At 67.3% G+C, this 18,206-nt stretch carries 19 protein-coding genes; 13 read left to right on the forward strand and 6 right to left on the reverse strand.

The genetic code is table 11. The features are described from left to right. Positions 1 to 63 precede the first annotated feature (63 nt). Positions 64 to 1,089, forward strand: coding sequence for an amidohydrolase family protein (locus tag DVK01_RS02960; protein WP_121535337.1), 1,026 nt, complete (start codon positions 64 to 66; stop codon positions 1,087 to 1,089). 35 nt (positions 1,090 to 1,124) lie between these two features. On the opposite strand, the gene speB is transcribed toward DVK01_RS02960, so the two are convergent. Next, a complete protein-coding gene (gene speB, locus DVK01_RS02965; protein ID WP_121511532.1) occupies positions 1,125 to 1,928 on the reverse strand; it encodes an agmatinase in 804 nt (267 codons plus the stop codon). Between the two features lie 2 nt (positions 1,929 to 1,930). After that, positions 1,931 to 2,311 (reverse strand): translation initiation factor IF-5A, encoded by a 381-nt coding sequence (locus DVK01_RS02970; protein WP_004515075.1) that lies wholly within the window; start codon positions 2,309 to 2,311, stop codon positions 1,931 to 1,933. Between the two features lie 195 nt (positions 2,312 to 2,506). Here DVK01_RS02970 and DVK01_RS02975 point away from each other — a divergent pair, with 195 nt between their 5' ends. The 8 genes from DVK01_RS02975 to DVK01_RS03010 all read left to right on the forward strand — a co-directional run bounded on the left by DVK01_RS02975 (position 2,507) and on the right by DVK01_RS03010 (position 11,060). After that, complete coding sequence (locus tag DVK01_RS02975; protein ID WP_121535339.1) at positions 2,507 to 3,145, forward strand: HAD family hydrolase; 639 nt, start codon at positions 2,507 to 2,509, stop codon at positions 3,143 to 3,145. Then, entirely contained in the window at positions 3,139 to 4,062 is a 924-nt protein-coding gene (locus DVK01_RS02980) for a CobD/CbiB family cobalamin biosynthesis protein (RefSeq protein WP_101350824.1), read from the forward strand. Before DVK01_RS02975 ends, DVK01_RS02980 begins: the two co-directional genes overlap by 7 nt. Then, positions 4,053 to 4,844, forward strand: coding sequence for an adenosylcobinamide-GDP ribazoletransferase (gene cobS / locus DVK01_RS02985; RefSeq protein ID WP_101350825.1), 792 nt, complete (start codon positions 4,053 to 4,055; stop codon positions 4,842 to 4,844). The genes DVK01_RS02980 and cobS overlap by 10 nt, the downstream gene beginning before the upstream one ends. Continuing rightward, a complete protein-coding gene (locus DVK01_RS02990) occupies positions 4,844 to 5,383 on the forward strand; it encodes an NTP transferase domain-containing protein (RefSeq protein ID WP_121535341.1) in 540 nt (179 codons plus the stop codon). Before cobS ends, DVK01_RS02990 begins: the two co-directional genes overlap by 1 nt. A gap of 74 nt (positions 5,384 to 5,457) precedes the next feature. After that, positions 5,458 to 8,520: a PAS domain-containing protein gene (locus tag DVK01_RS02995; RefSeq protein ID WP_121511531.1), complete on the forward strand. Its 3,063-nt coding sequence runs from the start codon at positions 5,458 to 5,460 to the stop codon at positions 8,518 to 8,520. Between the two features lie 52 nt (positions 8,521 to 8,572). After that, complete coding sequence (locus tag DVK01_RS03000) at positions 8,573 to 9,631, forward strand: threonine-phosphate decarboxylase (protein ID WP_101350828.1); 1,059 nt, start codon at positions 8,573 to 8,575, stop codon at positions 9,629 to 9,631. After that, positions 9,624 to 10,340 (forward strand): adenosylcobinamide amidohydrolase, encoded by a 717-nt coding sequence (locus DVK01_RS03005; RefSeq protein WP_121536142.1) that lies wholly within the window; start codon positions 9,624 to 9,626, stop codon positions 10,338 to 10,340. The genes DVK01_RS03000 and DVK01_RS03005 overlap by 8 nt, the downstream gene beginning before the upstream one ends. Positions 10,341 to 10,409: 69 nt before the next feature. Continuing rightward, positions 10,410 to 11,060: a cob(I)yrinic acid a,c-diamide adenosyltransferase gene (locus DVK01_RS03010; protein WP_121511528.1), complete on the forward strand. Its 651-nt coding sequence runs from the start codon at positions 10,410 to 10,412 to the stop codon at positions 11,058 to 11,060. Positions 11,061 to 11,081: 21 nt separating this feature from the next. Here the strand turns inward: DVK01_RS03010 and DVK01_RS03015 are convergent, their stop codons facing one another. Further along, positions 11,082 to 11,351, reverse strand: a complete 270-nt coding sequence (locus DVK01_RS03015) for a hypothetical protein (RefSeq protein WP_101350830.1) — start codon at positions 11,349 to 11,351, stop codon at positions 11,082 to 11,084. 75 nt (positions 11,352 to 11,426) lie between these two features. On the opposite strand from DVK01_RS03015, the gene DVK01_RS03020 reads away from it, so the two are divergent. From DVK01_RS03020 to DVK01_RS03030, 3 genes are all read left to right on the forward strand, one after another. Continuing rightward, positions 11,427 to 12,905, forward strand: coding sequence for a cobyric acid synthase (locus tag DVK01_RS03020; protein WP_121535343.1), 1,479 nt, complete (start codon positions 11,427 to 11,429; stop codon positions 12,903 to 12,905). 61 nt (positions 12,906 to 12,966) lie between these two features. Next, positions 12,967 to 13,734, forward strand: a complete 768-nt coding sequence (locus tag DVK01_RS03025; RefSeq protein WP_101350832.1) for a P-loop NTPase — start codon at positions 12,967 to 12,969, stop codon at positions 13,732 to 13,734. Continuing rightward, positions 13,731 to 14,285 (forward strand): hypothetical protein, encoded by a 555-nt coding sequence (locus DVK01_RS03030; RefSeq protein WP_101350833.1) that lies wholly within the window; start codon positions 13,731 to 13,733, stop codon positions 14,283 to 14,285. The genes DVK01_RS03025 and DVK01_RS03030 overlap by 4 nt, the downstream gene beginning before the upstream one ends. 203 nt (positions 14,286 to 14,488) lie before the next feature. Here the strand turns inward: DVK01_RS03030 and DVK01_RS03035 are convergent, their stop codons facing one another. The 3 genes from DVK01_RS03035 to DVK01_RS03045 form a co-directional block, all read right to left on the reverse strand. After that, positions 14,489 to 14,722, reverse strand: coding sequence for an HTH domain-containing protein (locus tag DVK01_RS03035; RefSeq protein WP_004515058.1), 234 nt, complete (start codon positions 14,720 to 14,722; stop codon positions 14,489 to 14,491). A gap of 292 nt (positions 14,723 to 15,014) precedes the next feature. Beyond that, positions 15,015 to 15,830 carry a winged helix-turn-helix domain-containing protein gene (locus tag DVK01_RS03040; RefSeq protein WP_101350834.1) on the reverse strand — a complete coding sequence of 272 codons (816 nt, stop codon included), beginning with the start codon at positions 15,828 to 15,830 and terminating at the stop codon, positions 15,015 to 15,017. 68 nt (positions 15,831 to 15,898) lie between these two features. Further along, positions 15,899 to 17,494 carry an FAD-binding domain-containing protein gene (locus DVK01_RS03045; RefSeq protein WP_121535345.1) on the reverse strand — a complete coding sequence of 532 codons (1,596 nt, stop codon included), beginning with the start codon at positions 17,492 to 17,494 and terminating at the stop codon, positions 15,899 to 15,901. A gap of 143 nt (positions 17,495 to 17,637) precedes the next feature. Between DVK01_RS03045 and DVK01_RS03050 the strand changes: the two genes are divergently transcribed. Next, on the forward strand, positions 17,638 to 18,150 hold the full coding sequence (locus DVK01_RS03050) for a hypothetical protein (protein WP_101350836.1): 513 nt from the start codon (positions 17,638 to 17,640) through the stop codon (positions 18,148 to 18,150). Positions 18,151 to 18,206 lie beyond the last annotated feature (56 nt).

The raw sequence follows: 18,206 nt of genomic DNA on the forward strand, positions 1-18,206 counted from the left end.
CAGTGCTACATGGCAAGATTGCGCCTCCATGAGACACATATAGCTCCGCCACTTCGCTATCGCATGGAGCGAATCGAAGGCACCATCCTTGCCGGGCGGTCGTTCGAACCGGTCCACGGCAGCGTTGTCGTCGAAGAAGGCTACATAACAGCCGTCGAGGAGACGCCGGCCCGCGAAAGCGACCACGACCGAATTGTCCTGCCAGCATTCGTAAACGCCCACACCCACGTTGGCGACTCCGTTGCGAAAGAGGCAGCTGTCGGTCTTGGACTGGAGGAGGCAGTAGTACCGCCCGACAGCCTGAAACACCAGCAGATCGCAGCGGCCGACGACGAGACGCTGATTGCCGCGATGCACCGCACCCTTCGGTTCATGCAGCGAACCGGCAGCGCGGCGTTTCTCGACTTCCGGGAGTTCGGCGTCGACGGGGCACGTGCGCTCCGCAAGGCCGCCGAGGGACTCGATATCGAGCCGTTCATCTTCGGGAGCGACGACTCCGCGGTGCTGGATTTGGCCGACGGATTCGGTGCCAGTGGCGCGAACGACGACGATTTCACCGCTCACCGGGCTGCTGCTTCGGAGCGGTCAGTCCCGTTCGCGATCCACGCCGGCGAACCGGACGCGACCGATATCCACCCGGCGCTAGACCTAGAGCCGGACCTGCTGGTCCACATGGTCCATGCCGAGACGGAGCACCTCGAACGTGTGGCCGACCAGAGCGTCCCCATCGCGGTCTGTCCCCGTGCGAACCGCGTCCTCGGAGTCGGCCGACCCCCGATTGAGACGCTGCTTGAGTACACAGACGTTGCGCTCGGGACGGATAATGTGATGCTGAATGCCCCATCCATGTTCCGTGAGATGGAGTACACCGCGAAGACGTTCGACCTCCCCTCGCAGACGGTGCTCCAGATGGCGACGACCGCCGGAGCCGAAGCAGTCGGCCTCGACTGCGGTGTCATCGAACCCGGCCGCCGGGCCGCGCTACTGGTCCTCGATGGCGACTCGGACAATCTCTCGGCCGTCGCCGACCCAGTCGACGCAGTTGTCCGGCGGGCGTCTCCGCTAGATATCGACCGAGTTATCTGCTGAATGGACAGCGGGCATGGAGCCGGGTACACTCCGGGTTAGCGCTGGTCCGCGTGAGCAAACACGAACGCCCGAAGGAGTTTCGCGGCCAGCGTCGCTGTCTGGCCGTCGTCGCGGTCGTTGACCTCAACCACGTCGAAGCCGACGGCCTGCGGTGCGACGGCCCGGACCACGCCGTGCATCTCGCGTGGTTCGAGGCCGAACGGCTCCGGCGTCCCGGTTCCGGGTGCGAACCCGGGGTCGGCGGCGTCGATGTCGACGGAGAGATACACCCGCTCGTCGTCGAATGCAGGCGACCAGTTGGCCACGTCTTCCGGCGGCACCACGGTCACATCGTCTTCGTTCGCGCGCTCCCATTCGGCTTCCGAGCCAGTGCGTGCGCCCAGCACAATTGCCTCGTCGGCCACCGAGAGCGCGTGGCGGGTCACCGTCGCGTGGGAGTGCTCGTCACCGGCGTAGGACTCGCGCAGGTCCAGATGCGCATCCAGACAGACGAACACGTCCGGATCGAGCGCACGCACACCGGCGACTGAGACGGTGTGTTCGCCGCCGATGACGAGCGGGACGTCCCCCTCGCTGTCGAAATCCGAGAGGGTTCCCTGGAGGAAGGTGAGGTACTCGGCGATGTCGGCCGTGGGACCGATGTCGCCGTGGTCGTAGACGGAACAGTCAGTGAAGTGCTGGTCGGTGTGGTGGTCGTAATCGTCGAACCCCTGGCAGAACTGGCGGACGCGGCGCGGGCCGAAGCGCGCCCCGGGGCGAAACGAGGTCGAGGCGTCGAGCGGCGCACCCACGAGCGCGTAGTCGGCCGCCTCGCGGTCGGCCCCCGCACCGGGTAGCATCGTTACGAGCGTGTGATCTTGCGCTGCTCTTCGTACTGGAGGTACTCGATTTCGTCGTCAGGCTGGAGGTCGATGTCTTCGGGGACGCGCATCGTGAACGTGTCGTAGGTGTCGAGGTCCATTACCTGCGCGTCGTTGCCGTCGGTCGAGACGACCTGGCCCTGCTTCCGGTTGACAATTGGGACCCAGACTTTCGCGTCGACGGGCTGAGACAGCGAGCGCTTCTTGCCGTCGAAGACGCCCTTGGCGTCGATTCGGGCCTTTGCGCTGCCGTGCTTGCCCGGCTTGGCCGTGCTGTAGGAGTTGATCTTACACGGCGTGTCCTCGATCATTACGTAGCTTCCTTCGTCGAGCTCTCGAACTTCGGTCTGCTCTCTTGCCATACCGCCGGATTACCCCTGTTTCGGTATAAACGGTTTGGAATGGCGCAAGCCAGACCGTCGCGGCTTCCGCGCTAGCTGGGTTCGCGTATCGCGTAGGTCAACGGCCGGCCAGAACCCCCCGACAGCAACACTACGTCCTGTGACCGTTTCCATCCGACCCCACCGTTCAAGTGAGCTTGCACTAACCACACAAGTGTGGCACTCTCGTTCGACCTGTTCGGGACACTCGTTACGGCAGACCGGCCGTCGGAGCCGTGGGACGCCGTCTCCGCGGCGCTCTCCGCCCGGTCGGTTCGGGTGCCGGACGACTGGGAGGCGGCCTACCGCTCGGCCCACCGCGAGTACGACCGCGGCCGGGAAGCGCCGCTTGAGGAGCACGTTCGGCTGGCGCTTGCCAGCCGCGGAATCGAGGTCACCGAGGAGACGGCGACGGCGGCCGTCCTCGACGCGTTCGACAGCCCGGTGACGGTCCGCGACGGGGCCATCGAGGCGATGGCCGCCGCCGCCCAGCGCGGGCCGGTCGCCGTCTGCTCGAACTGCAGCGTCCCGGGGCTGGTCGAGCGAACGCTCGCGCGGGCAGACATCGAACCACGGAGCGGGCACTCGTTCGATGCTGTCGTCACCAGCGTCGGCTGTGGGTGGCGGAAACCGCATCAGCGAATCTTCGAGGCGACGGCCGACGCGCTCGGCGTGACGCTCGCGGCCCTCGTCCACGTCGGCGACGACGCCCGGACGGACGGCGGCGCGGACCGTGCGGGCGCGGAGTCGGTGCTGCTGGACGAACATCCGCTGCCGGCGATAGCCGAGCAACTCCGGGAGGGAGAGCTGTGCTGAGCGCGCTGGCCGTGGCCGTCGCCGGCGGGCTGGAACTCGCAATCGGCGAGCCGCCGACCCGGGTCCACCCCGTCGCGTGGTTCGGACGGGTCGTCGGGACCGTCGACCGCGAGTGGAACCACCCGCTCGCGGTCGGGGGGCTGGCCGCGGCGCTGTTGCCGCTCGGAGCCGCCGCGGTCGTCGGCGCTGCCGTCGCGCTCGCCGCGAGCATCGGGCCGCTGGCAGCCGTCGCGCTCGCCGGCCTCGCGCTGTTTCTGACCACGAGCCTCTGCAATCTGCTTTCGACCGCGCGGGTGATCGTCGCCGACAGCGAGGCAGACCTCCCGACCGCCAGGGACGGCCTGCTCGCGCTCGCTGGCCGGGACGCTTCCGGCCTCTCCGCGGGCGAGGTCCGCAGCGCCGCCGTCGAGAGCGCGTCCGAGAACCTCGCCGACGGGCTCGTCGCGTCGCTTGCCGCGTTCGTCCTGGGCGGGTTCGTCGCCGCGGGCCTCAGCCTGCCGGCGCTCCCGGTCGCCGCCGGCGCGGCGGCGTGGGTCAAGGCCGTCAACACGATGGACTCGATGCTGGGTTACCGCTCGAAACGCGTCGGTACGCCCGCGGCGCGCCTCGACGACGCCGTGATGTGGCTGCCGGCGCGGCTGAGCGCTCTCTTGCTCGCCGTCGCCTGCGGGTCGCCCCGGTCGGTGGCCCGCGCCCGGGCCTGGCTGGACGGCGTCCCCTCGCCGAACTCCGGGTGGCCGATGGGGACGGCCGCCGCGGCGCTCGACGTTCGACTCGAAAAGCCGGGCGTGTACGTGCTGAACCCCGCGGGGAAGCTCCCCGACGCGGCGACGGCCCAGCGGAGCGTGACCCGGGTCGGCGTCGCCGGGGCGGCGGCGTACCTGCTTTCCGGGCTGGGGGTGTACGCGTGGTTCTGACCGCGGTCCGGGGGGCGCTGGGGTTCCTCTCGCGGCTCCCGGTCGGGCACAGCGAGCGGGCCTGGGAGGCCTTCGTTGGGACGCCGGCAGCGTTCCCGCTGGCCGGCTACGTCGTCGGCGGCCTCGTCGCCGTTCCCTTCCTCGCTGCGGGTCTGCTTCCGGCCCCGGTCGTCGCCGCGGCGTACCTCGGGAGCGTCGTCCTCGTCACCGGCGTCAACCACGCCGACGGGCTCGCGGACCTGGGGGACGCCGCCGTCGTCCACGGCGACCCCGCCGAGCGCCGCGACGTGATGCGGGACACGACCGTCGGCGTCGGGGCCGTCCTCGCGCTGGGGACGGTCCTCGTCGCGCTGGCGCTGGCCGCGCTGGCAGTCGCCGGGCTCCCGCCGCTGGTCGCCGTCGCGCTGGTCCTCGCCGCCGAAGTGGGGGCGAAGCTCTCGATGGCGACGCTGGCCTGCGTCGGCCGCCCGAGCCACGAGGGGTTCGGGTCGACGGTCATCGACGGGAACGGCTCACGCCACCTCGTCGGCTCACTCGCCGTCGCGGTGCCGGCCGCCGTCGTCGCCGCTCCGGCGACCGCGGTCACGGTCCTCGCCGGCCCGCTGCTGGCGCTTGGCCTCTCGGGGTGGGCCGACCGCCGGCTGGGCGGCGTCGGCGGCGACGCCTTCGGCGCGACTAACGAACTCACGCGCGCCGTGGCGCTCCACGCTGGCGTCGCCGTGTGGTCGCTGTTCGGAACGCCGCTCGGCGGCTGGGAGGTGTTCGCGTGGACGCTCTCGTGATGTGTGGCGGGCGCGGGACGCGGCTGGCCACCGACGCCGAGAAGCCGCTCTTCCGCGTCGGCGGCGTCCCGATGGTCGACCGGGTCGTCGGCGCGCTCCGGGACAGCGCCGTCGACCGTATCGTCGCCGCGCCGTCGCCGAACGCGCCGAACACGCGGTCCCATCTGGACGTGCCCTGCATCGAGACGCCGGGCGAAGGGTACGTCACGGACCTCGACGCGGCGCTGGCCGACGACCGGCTCTCGCGGCCGGTCCTGACCGTCGCCGCCGACCTGCCGCTGCTCAACGGCGAGGTCGTTGACCGCGTGCTCGACTCACACGAGGGGGGCTCGCTGACGGTCCTGGTCCCGGCCTCACTGAAACGCGGACTCGGCGTGAGCGACGACACGACCTTCGAAGACGGTGGCCGGGAAGTCGCGCCGACGGGCGTCAACGTCGTCGGCGACGGCCCCGACGACGCCTGGCTCACGCAGGACCGGCGCGTCGCGGTCAACGTCAACACGATCGCCGATGCCCGCGTCGCGGAACAGTGGCTGTGAATGGCGGCGAGATGAGCCACCCGCGGCGTCGTGTTGGCAAGCAAATATGACGGCGGGGAACATTGTGTGTGGTGATGGCCGACAACATCCGTGTACTCCACGTCGACGACGCACAGGGGTTCGCAGAGATGACGGCCGAGTATCTCGAACGGATCGCCGACGACCTGACGGTCGTGACGGCAACGAGCCCCGACGACGGTCTGGACCGTCTTGACGGGGGCATCGACTGCGTCGTCAGCGATTACGAGATGCCCGGACAGAACGGCCTAGAGCTTTTTGACGCCGTCCGGGACCGCTATCCCGACCTCCCGTTCATTCTCTTCACCGGGAAAGGGAACGAGGCCGTCGCCAGCGAGGCCATCACGGCGGGTGTCACGGACTACCTGCAGAAAGACGGGGGCACGGACCAGTACACGATTCTGGCGAACCGCGTCCGGAACGCCGTCGAGCGCCGACGCGCCCGCCGGGAGCGCGAGCGGAGCGAACGGCGGTTCGAGGCGGTCTTCGAGGACCCGCAGACGCTGGTCGGCGTCCTCAACCCCGACGGGACGGTCCGCAAGGCCAACCAGACAGCCCTAGAGGCGGTCGGCGCACCGCTTGAAGAGGTCGTCGGACAGCCCTTCTGGGAGCTGTCGTGGTGGCCCGAGGGCCACGCGGCCGAAGTCGAGGAGTGGGTCGAGCGCGCCGCCGACGGCGAATACGTCGAGGTCGACATCGACCACACCACCGCCGGGTCGGCGCAGTTCAGCTACCACGGCTACATCCGACCGGTCAGAGACGACGACGGCGACATCGTCTCACTCATCGCGTCCGGCCACGACGTGACGGAGAAACGAGAGCGCGCCGAAACCCTCGAACGGACGCGCGACCTGCTCGCACAGACCGAACAACTCGCGTCCGTCGGCGGCTGGGAAATCGACGTCTCCGACGGTCCGCCCTACGAGGGGAACCCGACCGAGGGGTTCTACCGCCTCCACGGCCTCGACCCCGACGAACACGTCCCCGTCGAGCAGACGGGGGAGTTGCTCCACCCGGCGGACCGCGAGCGCGTCGAGGATGCCCTGTCGACGCTGTTGACGGAGGGCGAGCCGTTCGACCTCGAAGCCAGAATCGTCACGCCGGATGGCGAGACGCGGTGGGTTCGCTCCATCGGCGTCCCCGTCGAGGAGGACGGCGAGTTCGACAAGTGCCGCGGCGCAATAGTCGACATCACCGACCTGAAACGACAGGAAGCGGAGCTCGAACGGAAGGCGGACCTGCTCCGGCACGCCCAGCAGATCGCGGACGTGGGCGGGTGGGAACTCGACATCGCGGAGCCGCCCTACGAGGCGACGTGGACCGACCAGCTCTTCGAGATATTCGGGATACCGCCCCGGGACGCCGTGACGCCGGACGAGGTGCTCAGTTTCGTCCACCCGGACGACCACGACCGCGTCGCCGCCGAGACGGAACGGCTCATCGAGGAGGGCGAGGGCCTTACACAGGAGTACCGCATCGTGACCGGGGAGGGCGAGGAGCGCTGGCTCCGCGTCATTTCGGAACAGCCCGACGACCGAGCGGACATCATCCGTGGGGCGACGCTGGACATCACCGAGCAGAAGCAGACGACGCAGGCGCTCAGAGAGCGGGAGCGAACGCTCAGTCAGTACAAGGAGTTCACCGACGACATCTTCGACGCCGTCGACGACGTGTTCTTCCTGCTGGACGAGCACGGCCGGGTCCGGCGCTGGAACGAGTCGCTCGAACGGGTGACCGGCCACGACGGCGACGACCTGGCCTCGATGGACGGCGTCGCGTTCTTCAGGCCCGAGGACCGCGAGACCGTCAGGGAAGCGTGCCGGGCGGGCGACACCACGATAGAGCTGCCGCTGGTGGCCGACGACGGGGAGCCGGTCCCCTACGAGTTCGTCTTCGATCGGGTCGAAACGCCCGAAGGGGAGCGACGGACGGCCGCCATCGGCCGGGACATCTCCGCCCGCAAGGAGCGCGAGGAGGCTCTGGCGAGGACGAACCGACAGCTCCAGACGATTCTGGAGACCACGACCGCGCTCGTGTTCCTGAAAGACAGCGACGGTCGGTACCAGCGGATAAACGACCGGTTCCGCGAGGTGCTCGTCGACGGGCCGATGGACGTGGTCGGGAAGACCGACGCGGAGCTGTTTCCGGACGAAATCGCCCAGCAGATACGCGCCGACGACCGGCAGGTAATCGAGACCGGTGAGTCCATCGAGCGGGAGGAGGAGGTCCCGACGCCCCACGGGACACGGACCTTCCTCACGCTCAAGAACCCGATATACGACGCCGAGGGGAACGTCGCCGGCATCTGTGGCGTCGCCACCGACATCACCGAACGCGCCGAGTACAAGGCCCACGTCGAGCGCCAGAAGGAGCGCCTCGACGAGTTCGCCAGCATCGTCTCCCACGACCTCCGGAACCCACTCGACGTGGCGCGGGGGCGGCTACAGCTCGCGGAGGCGGACCCGTCGGCAGAGCACCTTGCGGCCATCGAGCGGTCGCTGGACCGCATGCAGGAGCTTATCGACGACCTCCTGGCGCTGGCCCGGCAGGGCGAGGCCGTTACCGACATCCAACCGGTCGCCGTCGAGAACGCGGTCGAGCAGGCCTGGCGGAGCGTCCGGACCGGGGCGGCGACGCTCGAAACCGACATCGAGGGGACGGTCATGGCGGACCCGACCCGCCTCCAGCAACTGTTCGAGAACCTCGTCCGGAACAGTGTGGAGCATGGCTCTGCGAGCAGTCGGACAGAGTCCGACACCAGCGTCGAGCGCGGGTCGACGGCCCCGCCGCCGGAGCCGGGGGACGGCGACGTGACGCCGGACTCGAACGGATCGATGGTCTCCGACACCTCCCAAACCGCCGCGGGTGGAATCACTGTAACGGTCGGGGCGCTCGACGACGGGACGGGGTTCTATGTCGAAGACGACGGGGAGGGAATCCCCGACGACGAGCGGGAGAAGGTGTTCCGGAGCGGCTACTCGACCTCCGAGAGCGGGACCGGGTTCGGCCTCGCTATCGTCCGGGAGATCGCCGAGGCCCACGACTGGGCGGTCGCCGTGGCCGAAAGCGCGAGCGGGGGCGCGCGGTTCGAGTTCCGCGGCGTCGACGGCCCGGACTGACCGGGGTGGCACCGCGAAACTTTCTCCACACCGCCTGCCGTAACCTCTGTCAATGGACCCTGACTCGGTTGAGGGCGTGCGGACGAGTGGCGGGGACGGACCCGAGGATGCCATCGGTCCGGACGGGCGCGTGCCACACGGCAGCAGCGACGACCCGGACGTGCTGGATTTCAGCGCGAACACGAACCCCCAGGTCCCACCGGGCGCAGAGAAGGCGTACCTGGCGGCGTTCGAGACGGCCCGCTCGTACCCAGCTGACGGCTACCCGGAGTTTCGCGAGGCCGCGGCGGCGTTCGTCGGCTGCGAACCGTCGCAGGTGATACCGACGGCCGGCGGCCTTGAGGCTATTCGCCTATCGATCCAGACGACGATTCAGACGGACGATAGCGTCCTGCTCCCGTATCCGAGCTTCGGCGAGTACGCCCGGGAAGTGCGGCTCCAGGGCGGAACTCCGGAGTTCATCCCGCACGACCAACTGCTTGCCGCCGACCCGGCGGGCCACGCGCTCGTCGTCGTCTGCAATCCGAACAATCCGACCGGCGAGACCGCCGAACCCGGGGCGCTCCGGGACTTCGCCGACCGCTGTCGAGCGGCCGGGACGACGCTGCTCGTCGACGAGGCGTTCCTCGGATTCACCGGCGAGCCGTCGCTGGCCGGTCGCGAGGGCGTCATCGTCGCGCGGTCGCTGACGAAACTGTTCGGCCTGCCCGGGATTCGGATGGGCTACGCCGTCGGGACCGGACAGGAGCGCGACCGCCTCGCGACGGCCCGGCGCGCCTGGTCGATGAGCGCTGCGGCAGCCGCGGTCGGGGCACACTGCTACGGACAAACGGGGTTCGTCACGGAGACGAAAGCCCGCGTCGCTGAGGAGCGAGCGCGGATGCGGGAGCGGCTCGTGACGCGGTTCGACGTGTTCCGTTCTGATGCGCCGTTCCTGCTGCTGTCGGTCAGTGACGCCGACACGTCCGTCGATGGTATCCTTGCCTCGGCCCGTGAGGCTGGCATCGCACTCCGGGACGCCCGGACGTTTCGCGGGCTGGACTCGCACATTCGGGTCGCTGTCAGAGCGCCCGAAGAAAACGACCGGCTGCTGGATGCGCTGGATGTTTGAAACGACCGTTCGGGATGGCGTCTGTCAGATTCGCCGCAAGGGTGCCCGCTGGCTTTCGACAGCGTGGGACGGCGGCTACCGGACCGCAGACGCCGTCTACAACGTCACCGTCCCCGAGGGGTTCGAGCGAACCGACCTCGCCGCCTACCGCGCCGAGCGGCTGTCGGGGGCCGGCTTCGCCATCGGCCCGACACTGCTCACCGGCGTCCACATGGAGCACGCCCGCTGTGCCCGGAGCGGGCCGGTGTCGGTGCTGGCGACAGCGGGCCTCTCGAACCCCGCCGCGTTGCCGATGTCGGCAGCGGGGCCAGCGGACGGCTTCGACGGGCGCGCGTCCGATCCGGCGGACCGCCCCGACTGGCGGCCCGGGACGGTGAATCTCGTCGTCGGGGTTGAGCGCGAACTGGACGATGGCGCGCTGGCGACGCTGCTCGCCAGCGCTGTCGAGGCGAAGGCCGCGACGCTGCTGGACGCGGCGGATGCGCCCGGAACCACCTCGGACGCGGCCATCGTCGGCTGTGTCCCGGGCGCTGAGCGTGCGTCGTTCGCCGGGAGTGCGACCGAAATCGGGGCCGCGGCCCGCGTCTGTGTCCGCGACGCTATCAGGGCGAGTCTGGCCGCCCGCTACGGGGGCGACGCCCTGCCGACCGTCGACGGCGCGGAGTACGGCGTCGTTACCGACCGGGGCACCGAGGTCTTCGAGCCGTGAAAGCGGAGTGTATCACACGACGGTCCTTCATTCCAAACGGCTAAACAGAATCCCGTCGAACAGGCAGGCATGACCAACAATACGGCCGGCCCGACCGCCGAACCAATCGAGCCGAGCGCGCCCGAGGAGTTCGGGCTGGTGCAGGTCTGGTGGGGCGACGGCAAGGGCAAGACGACAGCGGCGCTGGGGATGGCGACCCGCGCCGTCGGTCACGGCTACCGCGTCCACCTCCTGCAGTTCATGAAAGGTGGGACCAGCACTGTCGAAGACGTGCGCGGCGAGTACAACGCCATTGCCGCGCTCCCGGGCTTCTCATACGAGAACGCGGGGCACTACGGCTGGCACGGCTTCCTCGACGGCAGCGAGGACGACGAGCACGAGGCCCGGGCGAAAGGCGCACTCGACCGGGCACGGGACCTCGTTCAGGCCAGCGCCGACACCGACCTCTCGGAGCCGCTGGACGCCGACGGGCCGCCAGAAGAGGGCGTCAACATGCTCGTCCTCGACGAAATACTATACGCCGCGAACCGCGCCCTCGTCGACCCCGAAGACGTGATTGGGCTCATCGAAGCCAAGCCGGACGACCTCGAACTTGTCCTCACAGGCGGCCACGAGCGGCCGGAGTTCCTGTCTGACCACGCGGACCTCGTTACCGAAGTCAGCAAGGAGAAACACCCAATCGACGCCGGTCAGGGCGCGCGGAAGGGCACGGAGTTCTGAGTACGTTCTCCTCGGACGGAGTTACAGTTCGTCCAGCATGGTATCGACGATCTCGCGAGCCGCGTCGACGTGGTCGTCGGCAACGGCATCGGCAGTGCTCTCGACGTGTGACAGAATGTGGTCGACGGTTATCAGCCGCTCAGCTAGCACGTCTTCGGAGAGTTCACCCGCAGCGATGTCGGCGGCGACGGCCTCCGCCTCTCCGAGCCAGCGGCTGGCCGTGCGTTCGACCGGCCGCTCCCCGGTTTCCGCGAGGTGTCTATGCAGCGCCTGAAGGCGTTCGTCAGTCATAGATAGAACTCGGCGGGTCGGGACAAAGAACCCCTGCCGAATCACTGATGTTCGCGGCGGCCTCAGCACTGCCCGATGGCTCACACGCTGCTGGTCGCCGGGACGGCCAGCCACGTCGGCAAGTCGACCGTCGCGGCCGGACTCTGTCGCTATCTGGCCGACCGTGCTGTTTCGGTCGCGCCGTTCAAGGCCCAGAACATGAGCAACAACGCCCGGGCGACACCGGGCGGCGAAGTCGGCGTCTCCCAGTACGTTCAGGCCCGCGCGGCCGGCGTCGCGCCGTCGACTGACCACAATCCGGTACTCCTGAAACCGCGAGGGGACGGCGAATCCCAGCTCATTCTGGACGGCGAGGTGGTCGGGCATTTCGAGGCCCGTGGATACTACGACGAGCACTGGGAGGACGCGCTGGACACCGCCCGCGCGGCCCACGACCGACTCACCCGGTCCCACGACGTGATTGTCGCCGAAGGGGCGGGGTCGATTGCCGAAATCAATCTGCACGACCGCGACCTGGCGAACGTCGAGACGGCGCGCTTCGCCGACGCCGATATCCTGCTCGTCGCCGACATTGAGCGCGGCGGCGTCTTCGCCTCGCTCGTCGGGACGCTCGAACTCGTCCCCGAGGACGTTCGCGAACGGGTGGCCGGCGCGGTCATCACGAAGTTCCGCGGCGACCGCTCGCTGCTCGACCCGGGCATCGAAGAGTTCGAGGACCGGACCGGCGTCCCCGTCCTCGGCGTGGTTCCCTACGACGACCCGGGCCTCCCCGAGGAAGACAGCGTCGCGCTGCCGCCGGTCGGCGAGCGAGCCGTCGTCGGTGACGGTGACGGCGTTGCCGACGACGAGAGCGTTACCGTCGCGGTTCCGCGGCTCCCGCGTATCTCGAATTTCACCGACCTCCAGCCGCTCGCCCGCGAACCCGGCGTCAGAGTCGCGTACGTGCCACTCGGTGCCACCCTCGATGACGCCGACGCGGTGGTCCTGCCGGGGAGTAAGAACACGGTCGATGATCTGCGAGCGCTTACCGACGCTGGATTCGGGGACCGACTACGGGCGTTCGACGGCCCTGTCGTCGGCCTCTGTGGCGGCTACCAGATGCTCGGTGAGGCGATCACGAACGCCGCGGTTGAGGGGACTGGCGACGCGGACCACATCGAGGGGCTTGGGTTGCTCCCGGTGATGACAGCATTCAGCGAGGCGAAGACGGTCGAACACGTCGAGCGGACACTCAATGGTGTCGGCCCGCTCTCCGGAGCGAGCGGGACCGTCGAGGGTTACGAGATTCATATGGGCGACTCAAAACTGACAGGCGGGGCCGCCCGTCCCTTCGACAGTGACGGGGCGGCGACCGACAGTGTTCTGGGAACATACCTCCACGACCTCTTCGTCAACGACACTGCCAGAGATGCCTTTGTGCGAAACACCTTCGAAAGCGCTGGTATCGCCCTGCCAGAGGCACCCGAACGAGCCGACAGCGACCCGTACGAACGAGCGGCTGGGCTCATCCGCGACCACGTTGACCTAGGACCGCTCGGACTACCCGACCGATGAGTGTTTGATACTGCGCTAACTTCCGGAAATTTATATACAGCTAGCTCGCAATATTCCCTTAATGGTCGAAGTGTTCGCGGTCGCCAGTGGGAAGGGCGGGACTGGCAAGACGACGAGCACCGTCGCCCTCGGGATGGCGCTGTCCGACCGCTACGACGTGACGGTGGTCGACGCCGACACAGGAATGGCGAATCTCCTCTTTCACGCCGGGCTCTCCGACGCCGAGACGACGCTGCACGACGTACTAGCTGCTGACGCGCCGGTCGAGGCAGCCACCTACAACCGGTTCGGGCTGACGGTCGTTCCCTGCGGCACGAGCCTCGACGGCTTCAGGGACGCCGACCCGGCCCGGCTTCGAGACGTGGTTGCGACACTCGCAGCAGACACAGACATCATCCTGCTGGACTCGCCGCCGGCACTCGACAGTCGAACCGCCGTCCTTCCAGTCGTGCTGGCCGACCGTATCGTGGTCGTCCTCCAGCCGACGATTCCCGCTATTTCGGACGGGCTAAAGGTCCAGGAGTACGCGACGACCTACGACACGGACGTAGCGGGGCTCCTGTTCAACAAGGTTCGTGAGTCCGAGTCTATCGAGCAGGTCTCGGAGAAGACTGAGCGGTACTTCGACGGGCCGACGCTCGCATCGGTTCCCGAAAGCGAGCGAGCCCGCGAAGCACGTCGCGCTGGACGGCCGCTCCTTGCACACGCTCCCGAGTGCGAGGCCGCAACGGCCTATCGAGCGGCCGCCGAGGCGCTCACAGTACAGAACGGGACAGCCGCCGACGCCGCCGACCGGTTCCAGAGCGCCGTCATCCCTGAGTCGCTATGAAACTCCCCTGCGGCCGACTCGACAAGTCCCGCGTCGTCACGGACCCGCGAGACACGCTCGCTGACGTGCTCAACCGCGAACTGACCGGCTACGCCGTCTTTGAATCTCAGGAGACACTCTTGCTTGACGGCAAGGGGCGGGGTGTCATCACGTTTACCGACGGTGTCCCCGTGCTGGTCTACCACACCGGGACAGACCGCGGTGGCCCGCCGGCGCTTGCTGACCTCGCTATCCCCGGGCCGTACCACGTCTCGTTATACGCACTCGACGCCGCCGACCTCGAATCGGCCCACGAGGCTGCCGACCTCCGAGTCCCACCCGGGATGCCCGCCGAACGGTTGGGCGGCGACCCGGCGCTGGCCGACAGTACCCGACGGGCGGCCCCCGACGAGCGACTGTCGGTAACGGACGACGATGCGACAGCAGTCGAGGACGAAGTCGCCGAGCAGAGTGCCGTCGAAGCGTTCCTTGACGATACCGAGAAAATCGAGGCGATCAAGCAGCAGGCACGTTCAGAGGCCCGCGAGCGCGCCCAACAATGGGATTTCTGACAGTCTCGCGTAAATAGGCTCGCTACAGCACCGGCGCTATCGGTCTGTATCATGACAGGTCTGCAGTACGTACGTCGCGACGCGACTCCGGCGTCACTCCGAAACCGAACCGGTATGACGGTCCTTCCCTTTCGTAGCCGGTGCACCGGTGCGTGTCGACTCCGAGGCCGATACTGTCCGGCCACAACCGACACCAGTCGATATCAGTCTGCCCGAACCGGGATCCACCACACTCGCGACCGTCCCCCGACTTTCTTGCTCGTGATATCCGTCTCTGATTCGAGGTCGTGGAGTTTGTTCAGTGCTGTCCGGCGCGAACAGCCGAGTCTGTCCGCTACCTCTGACGCCGTGAGTGGCTCCGCGTAATCGTTTCGGTGTTTGAACACCTCGATAACGTCCGATTCAGTGTACTGGATTTCCCGTCCAGGCGGAGACATATTTCTGTCAACGATTGCCACACACTTATACTGTCGGCTATTATTTCATTCTGCGTGAAAATATAGAAACGCAGGCGGTCGTTGTCGCAAAACGGTCCCGGGCGCCGGATCAGAACGGCATGAGCTTTCTCGGGTGTTACATACCCTGTAACATGTATTGGGTCCCAAAACAGTTACAGCGAATAAGTATAGACACCTACCGACCAAACTCTATATCGGGGGATATGCTATCCCGCCCTCCAGTGAGTGCTGGAACGCCGACCAGTGCTCCCTTCGGCCCTCATACAGCCCGTCACGGATTGTTTTCCTGTACAGGCAGGACTGCTGCGAGCGGCTGTGATCGCTCTTTATACTGGTCGAACACCGTCTCGGCCCAGCAATACACCGCTGTCGCGTCGGACTCCGCTATCGCCCGGACGTTGTTCCGGTCGTCGTAGGCCGCCAGACAGACTCGCGACCGGTCCAGCGCGAGGCCGATATCAAGCGCGGTGTCGTGGACATACGTGTTGATGTTCTCGTGTTCGAGGCCGCGCTCTAGTGCGTCTGAGAAATCGGACACGGACCGTTCGAGCACGCTGTGGTCGATGATGAACTCGATATGTGTCCCTGTTTCGAGGAGTTCCACTGCGGCGTCGTTGAACACTGACGTTACGATCGGTGAGATGGCCCGAACGTCACCCTCGACTTCGTGCATCCAGTCTGTGAACCGGTTGATAGCGGCGAGGGGGTTCTGCTCTGAGGTCGTCGTGAGACAGGCTGGGTCCAGCAGATCCGCCGGGAGTTCACCGGCGATGGAGCCGAGGTGTGCGGCCAGCGGCCCGGCCGCCCGCGCCCGCTCAACCTCGTCGACGAGCGCCCTGTACCGGTCGAACACCCGCTGTCCTGTCACAGTAAGTCGATACTCACCGTCCCGTTTGACGACCCATTGGCGCTCGGAGAAGCCCGCGAGTATCCGCTGAATCGTAGTCCGCGTCGCATCCACCGAGTCACACAGGTCAGTGGGCCGTGCCGGACGCTCCCGGAGCTGGGACAGCACCGCGAACCGCTGTGGTGACCCAGTAAGGTACCTGCAATCCTCGAAGACGGTGTCAGCCGGACCTTCCGCCATTGGCCATGTCTGAGTGGGCGACCATCTTAGCCTCTTTGGCCTTTGGCAACACTGGACAGGTCTGTAACCTATTCGTCACCGAACGAGTCGAGGCTTGTCTGGGTCCCGTCGTTTCCGGTGCCGTTCGATGCATCCGTTCCGTGTTCGGCGGCGATACGTGCAGCGGCCTCGCGGCCCCCGGAGAACGATGCGCGGCGTGCGATAGTCGAGTCGCTCAGGGCATCGGCCGCATCGGCACGTACTGCCTCGTATCGCCTTTGGAACGCCTGTCGGGCCGCGTCGTAGTCGACGACCGGGTGTGGGTAGTCCTCGCCGATATCGACGCCACAGGACGCCTGCACGTGGACCGGCGTTTGCTCGGGCCGGTCGAGATACTCGTCGGGGAGCGCGTCGAGTTCGGGCACCCACCGACGGATGAACTCGCCGTCCGGGTCCTGGTCGCGGACCTGCTTGCGCGGGTTATACAGCCGGAGGGCCGGCTTGCCAACCAGTCCGCACTGGGACTGCCACTGGGTGTAGTTGATGGCCGCCGAGGCGTCGACGAGATGGTGGTAGAACCAGTCCGCGCCGAGCCGCCAGGGCTGCTGGAGCAGATGGTAATACACCGATACACACATTGCCCGCATCCGGAAGTTGAGCCAGCCCGTCTGTTTGAGACACCGCATCGACGCGTCGACCATCGGGAACCCGGTCTGGCCGTGCTTCCAGGCGGCAACCAGCTCGGGATCGTACCGCTCCGCGTTGAACCCCACCAACACCGGATTCACCGCCGCATCGAGCCAGCCGGGCCAGTCTTCGAGCTTCTGCTCGTAGTGTTTGTTCCAGAACAGCCGCGAAATGAACATCTCTTTCCCGCGGCCGTCGGGCGCGTGTTCGTCGACGTACTGGAAGACCTGCCGCACGGAGAGACAGCCAAACGCGAGATACGGCGAGAGTCCGCTGGTCCCGTTTCGTGCGTCTGTCGGCGCAGAGATGTTCCCCGGATAGTCGTCGATCCGCTCGACGAACGCCGACAGCCGCTCACGCGCCGGGCCGGTCCCACCGCGAGGCACGTCGGATTTCGACGGTGTGACTGCGTAGTGTTCTTCGACCGCGTCGATGTCGATACCGCTGTCGAAGCTCCGTGAGGTGACCGTGCTCGGGTCCCAGTTGTACTGGTCGGCGGAGAACCACGCCGATACGTCGTCCTGCCATCCATCGCGAGTCTCCGCTCGGTCACGGACCAAGCCGTCGCCGTCAATGCATGTTACATCACACTGTTCCTGCACGCGGCGGTCCCGTTCCCGACCGTAGCGTCCGGTCGGAACGGCCATCGTCACGATGTCCCAGCCGGCCCCGCGGAACCGCCCCAGCACGTCCACCGGGTCCCCGTGGGCGTAGGTGAGTCCGCGACCAGTCGCGGTGTGGTACTGGTCCGAGAGGTCGGCCAGGCAGTCGTGCAGGAACCGAACCCGGCTGTCACAGGCGAGGCCGTCCGCACCGTAGAACGCCGGGTCGAACACGAACAGCGGGAGCACGTACTCGGACGTCCCAGCCCTCGCGACTGCAGCCTGGTCACGGATCCGAAGGTGTTCACGATGCCAGACGACCGTCCCTGATTCGTCGTCGGCGAGCGTCGGAATCGCGTCCCGCTCCGGCGTGTCCCCTGAGTCCAGTCTTGGCATCCCGTCGTTGGGTCATCGTTGGCCCGCAGCTACCACTGTCTTTCGACTCTCGAAGCTCCGGCCGAACCAGGAGTCCCCGGTGGCCGAGTGGTGTCCGCAGTCGTATCAGAAGGGTTACCCCTCGAGACCCGCGCTAGCCGACAATGGAATTCGAGTCCACGCGCCGCCGCTTCATGCAACTCGCCGGAACGAGCGCGACAGTCTCCCTCGCTGGCTGTAACGCCCTCCAGGGAGGCACCAGCGACGGAATGAACACGGGGACAGAGCCGCAAAACCAGAGCGCGGGCGGGGAGCCTGCAACGGTAACGGTCGGAGTCGAACCTGACCAGACGCAGTTGCGGGACCGACAGCAGGAGATCCAGTCGGAGCTTCAGGCGGGGAACCTCACACAGAGCGAGGCACAGGCAGAGTACCGCACCGCACAGGAGAACCTTGCAGAAGGCGCAATCAGTTCCTTCGAGGAGCGTGCCACATCTGAGCTTGGCCTCACTATCGACGATTCCGTTTCACAGGCGGGTGCGCTGCTGGTCACTGGCCCGCCGACCGGCCTCATCGCTACCCTCTCAGTCGACAGTGTTACTGGACTCTTCCCGCAATCGACGTTCGAACAGATCCGGTCGCAGGTTCGAACTGAAACGCCGGGCGCAGCGGAGTAACTCACACGCCACTGGCCGACTGCCAGCTCGCGCCGAGCGACGGTGTGTGATTTGCA

The organism is Haloarcula sp. Atlit-120R (genome assembly GCF_003665885.1).
Classification (GTDB): domain Archaea; phylum Halobacteriota; class Halobacteria; order Halobacteriales; family Haloarculaceae; genus Haloarcula; species Haloarcula taiwanensis.

Coding starts and splice junctions, on each gene's coding strand:
- DVK01_RS03015 (WP_101350830.1), bottom strand. CDS start 11,351: ATGACTGACGAACGCCTTCAGGCGCTGCATAGACACCTCGCGGAAACC.
- DVK01_RS03040 (WP_101350834.1), bottom strand. CDS start 15,830: ATGGCGGAAGGTCCGGCTGACACCGTCTTCGAGGATTGCAGGTACCTT.
- DVK01_RS03030 (WP_101350833.1), top strand. CDS start 13,731: ATGAAACTCCCCTGCGGCCGACTCGACAAGTCCCGCGTCGTCACGGAC.
- speB (WP_121511532.1), bottom strand. CDS start 1,928: ATGCTACCCGGTGCGGGGGCCGACCGCGAGGCGGCCGACTACGCGCTC.
- DVK01_RS02995 (WP_121511531.1), top strand. CDS start 5,458: ATGGCCGACAACATCCGTGTACTCCACGTCGACGACGCACAGGGGTTC.
- DVK01_RS03035 (WP_004515058.1), bottom strand. CDS start 14,722: ATGTCTCCGCCTGGACGGGAAATCCAGTACACTGAATCGGACGTTATC.
- DVK01_RS03000 (WP_101350828.1), top strand. CDS start 8,573: ATGGACCCTGACTCGGTTGAGGGCGTGCGGACGAGTGGCGGGGACGGA.
- DVK01_RS03050 (WP_101350836.1), top strand. CDS start 17,638: ATGGAATTCGAGTCCACGCGCCGCCGCTTCATGCAACTCGCCGGAACG.
- DVK01_RS03025 (WP_101350832.1), top strand. CDS start 12,967: ATGGTCGAAGTGTTCGCGGTCGCCAGTGGGAAGGGCGGGACTGGCAAG.
- DVK01_RS03045 (WP_121535345.1), bottom strand. CDS start 17,494: ATGCCAAGACTGGACTCAGGGGACACGCCGGAGCGGGACGCGATTCCG.
- DVK01_RS02970 (WP_004515075.1), bottom strand. CDS start 2,311: ATGGCAAGAGAGCAGACCGAAGTTCGAGAGCTCGACGAAGGAAGCTAC.
- DVK01_RS03020 (WP_121535343.1), top strand. CDS start 11,427: ATGGCTCACACGCTGCTGGTCGCCGGGACGGCCAGCCACGTCGGCAAG.
- DVK01_RS03005 (WP_121536142.1), top strand. CDS start 9,624: ATGTTTGAAACGACCGTTCGGGATGGCGTCTGTCAGATTCGCCGCAAG.
- DVK01_RS02960 (WP_121535337.1), top strand. CDS start 64: ATGGAGCGAATCGAAGGCACCATCCTTGCCGGGCGGTCGTTCGAACCG.
- DVK01_RS02990 (WP_121535341.1), top strand. CDS start 4,844: ATGTGTGGCGGGCGCGGGACGCGGCTGGCCACCGACGCCGAGAAGCCG.
- DVK01_RS03010 (WP_121511528.1), top strand. CDS start 10,410: ATGACCAACAATACGGCCGGCCCGACCGCCGAACCAATCGAGCCGAGC.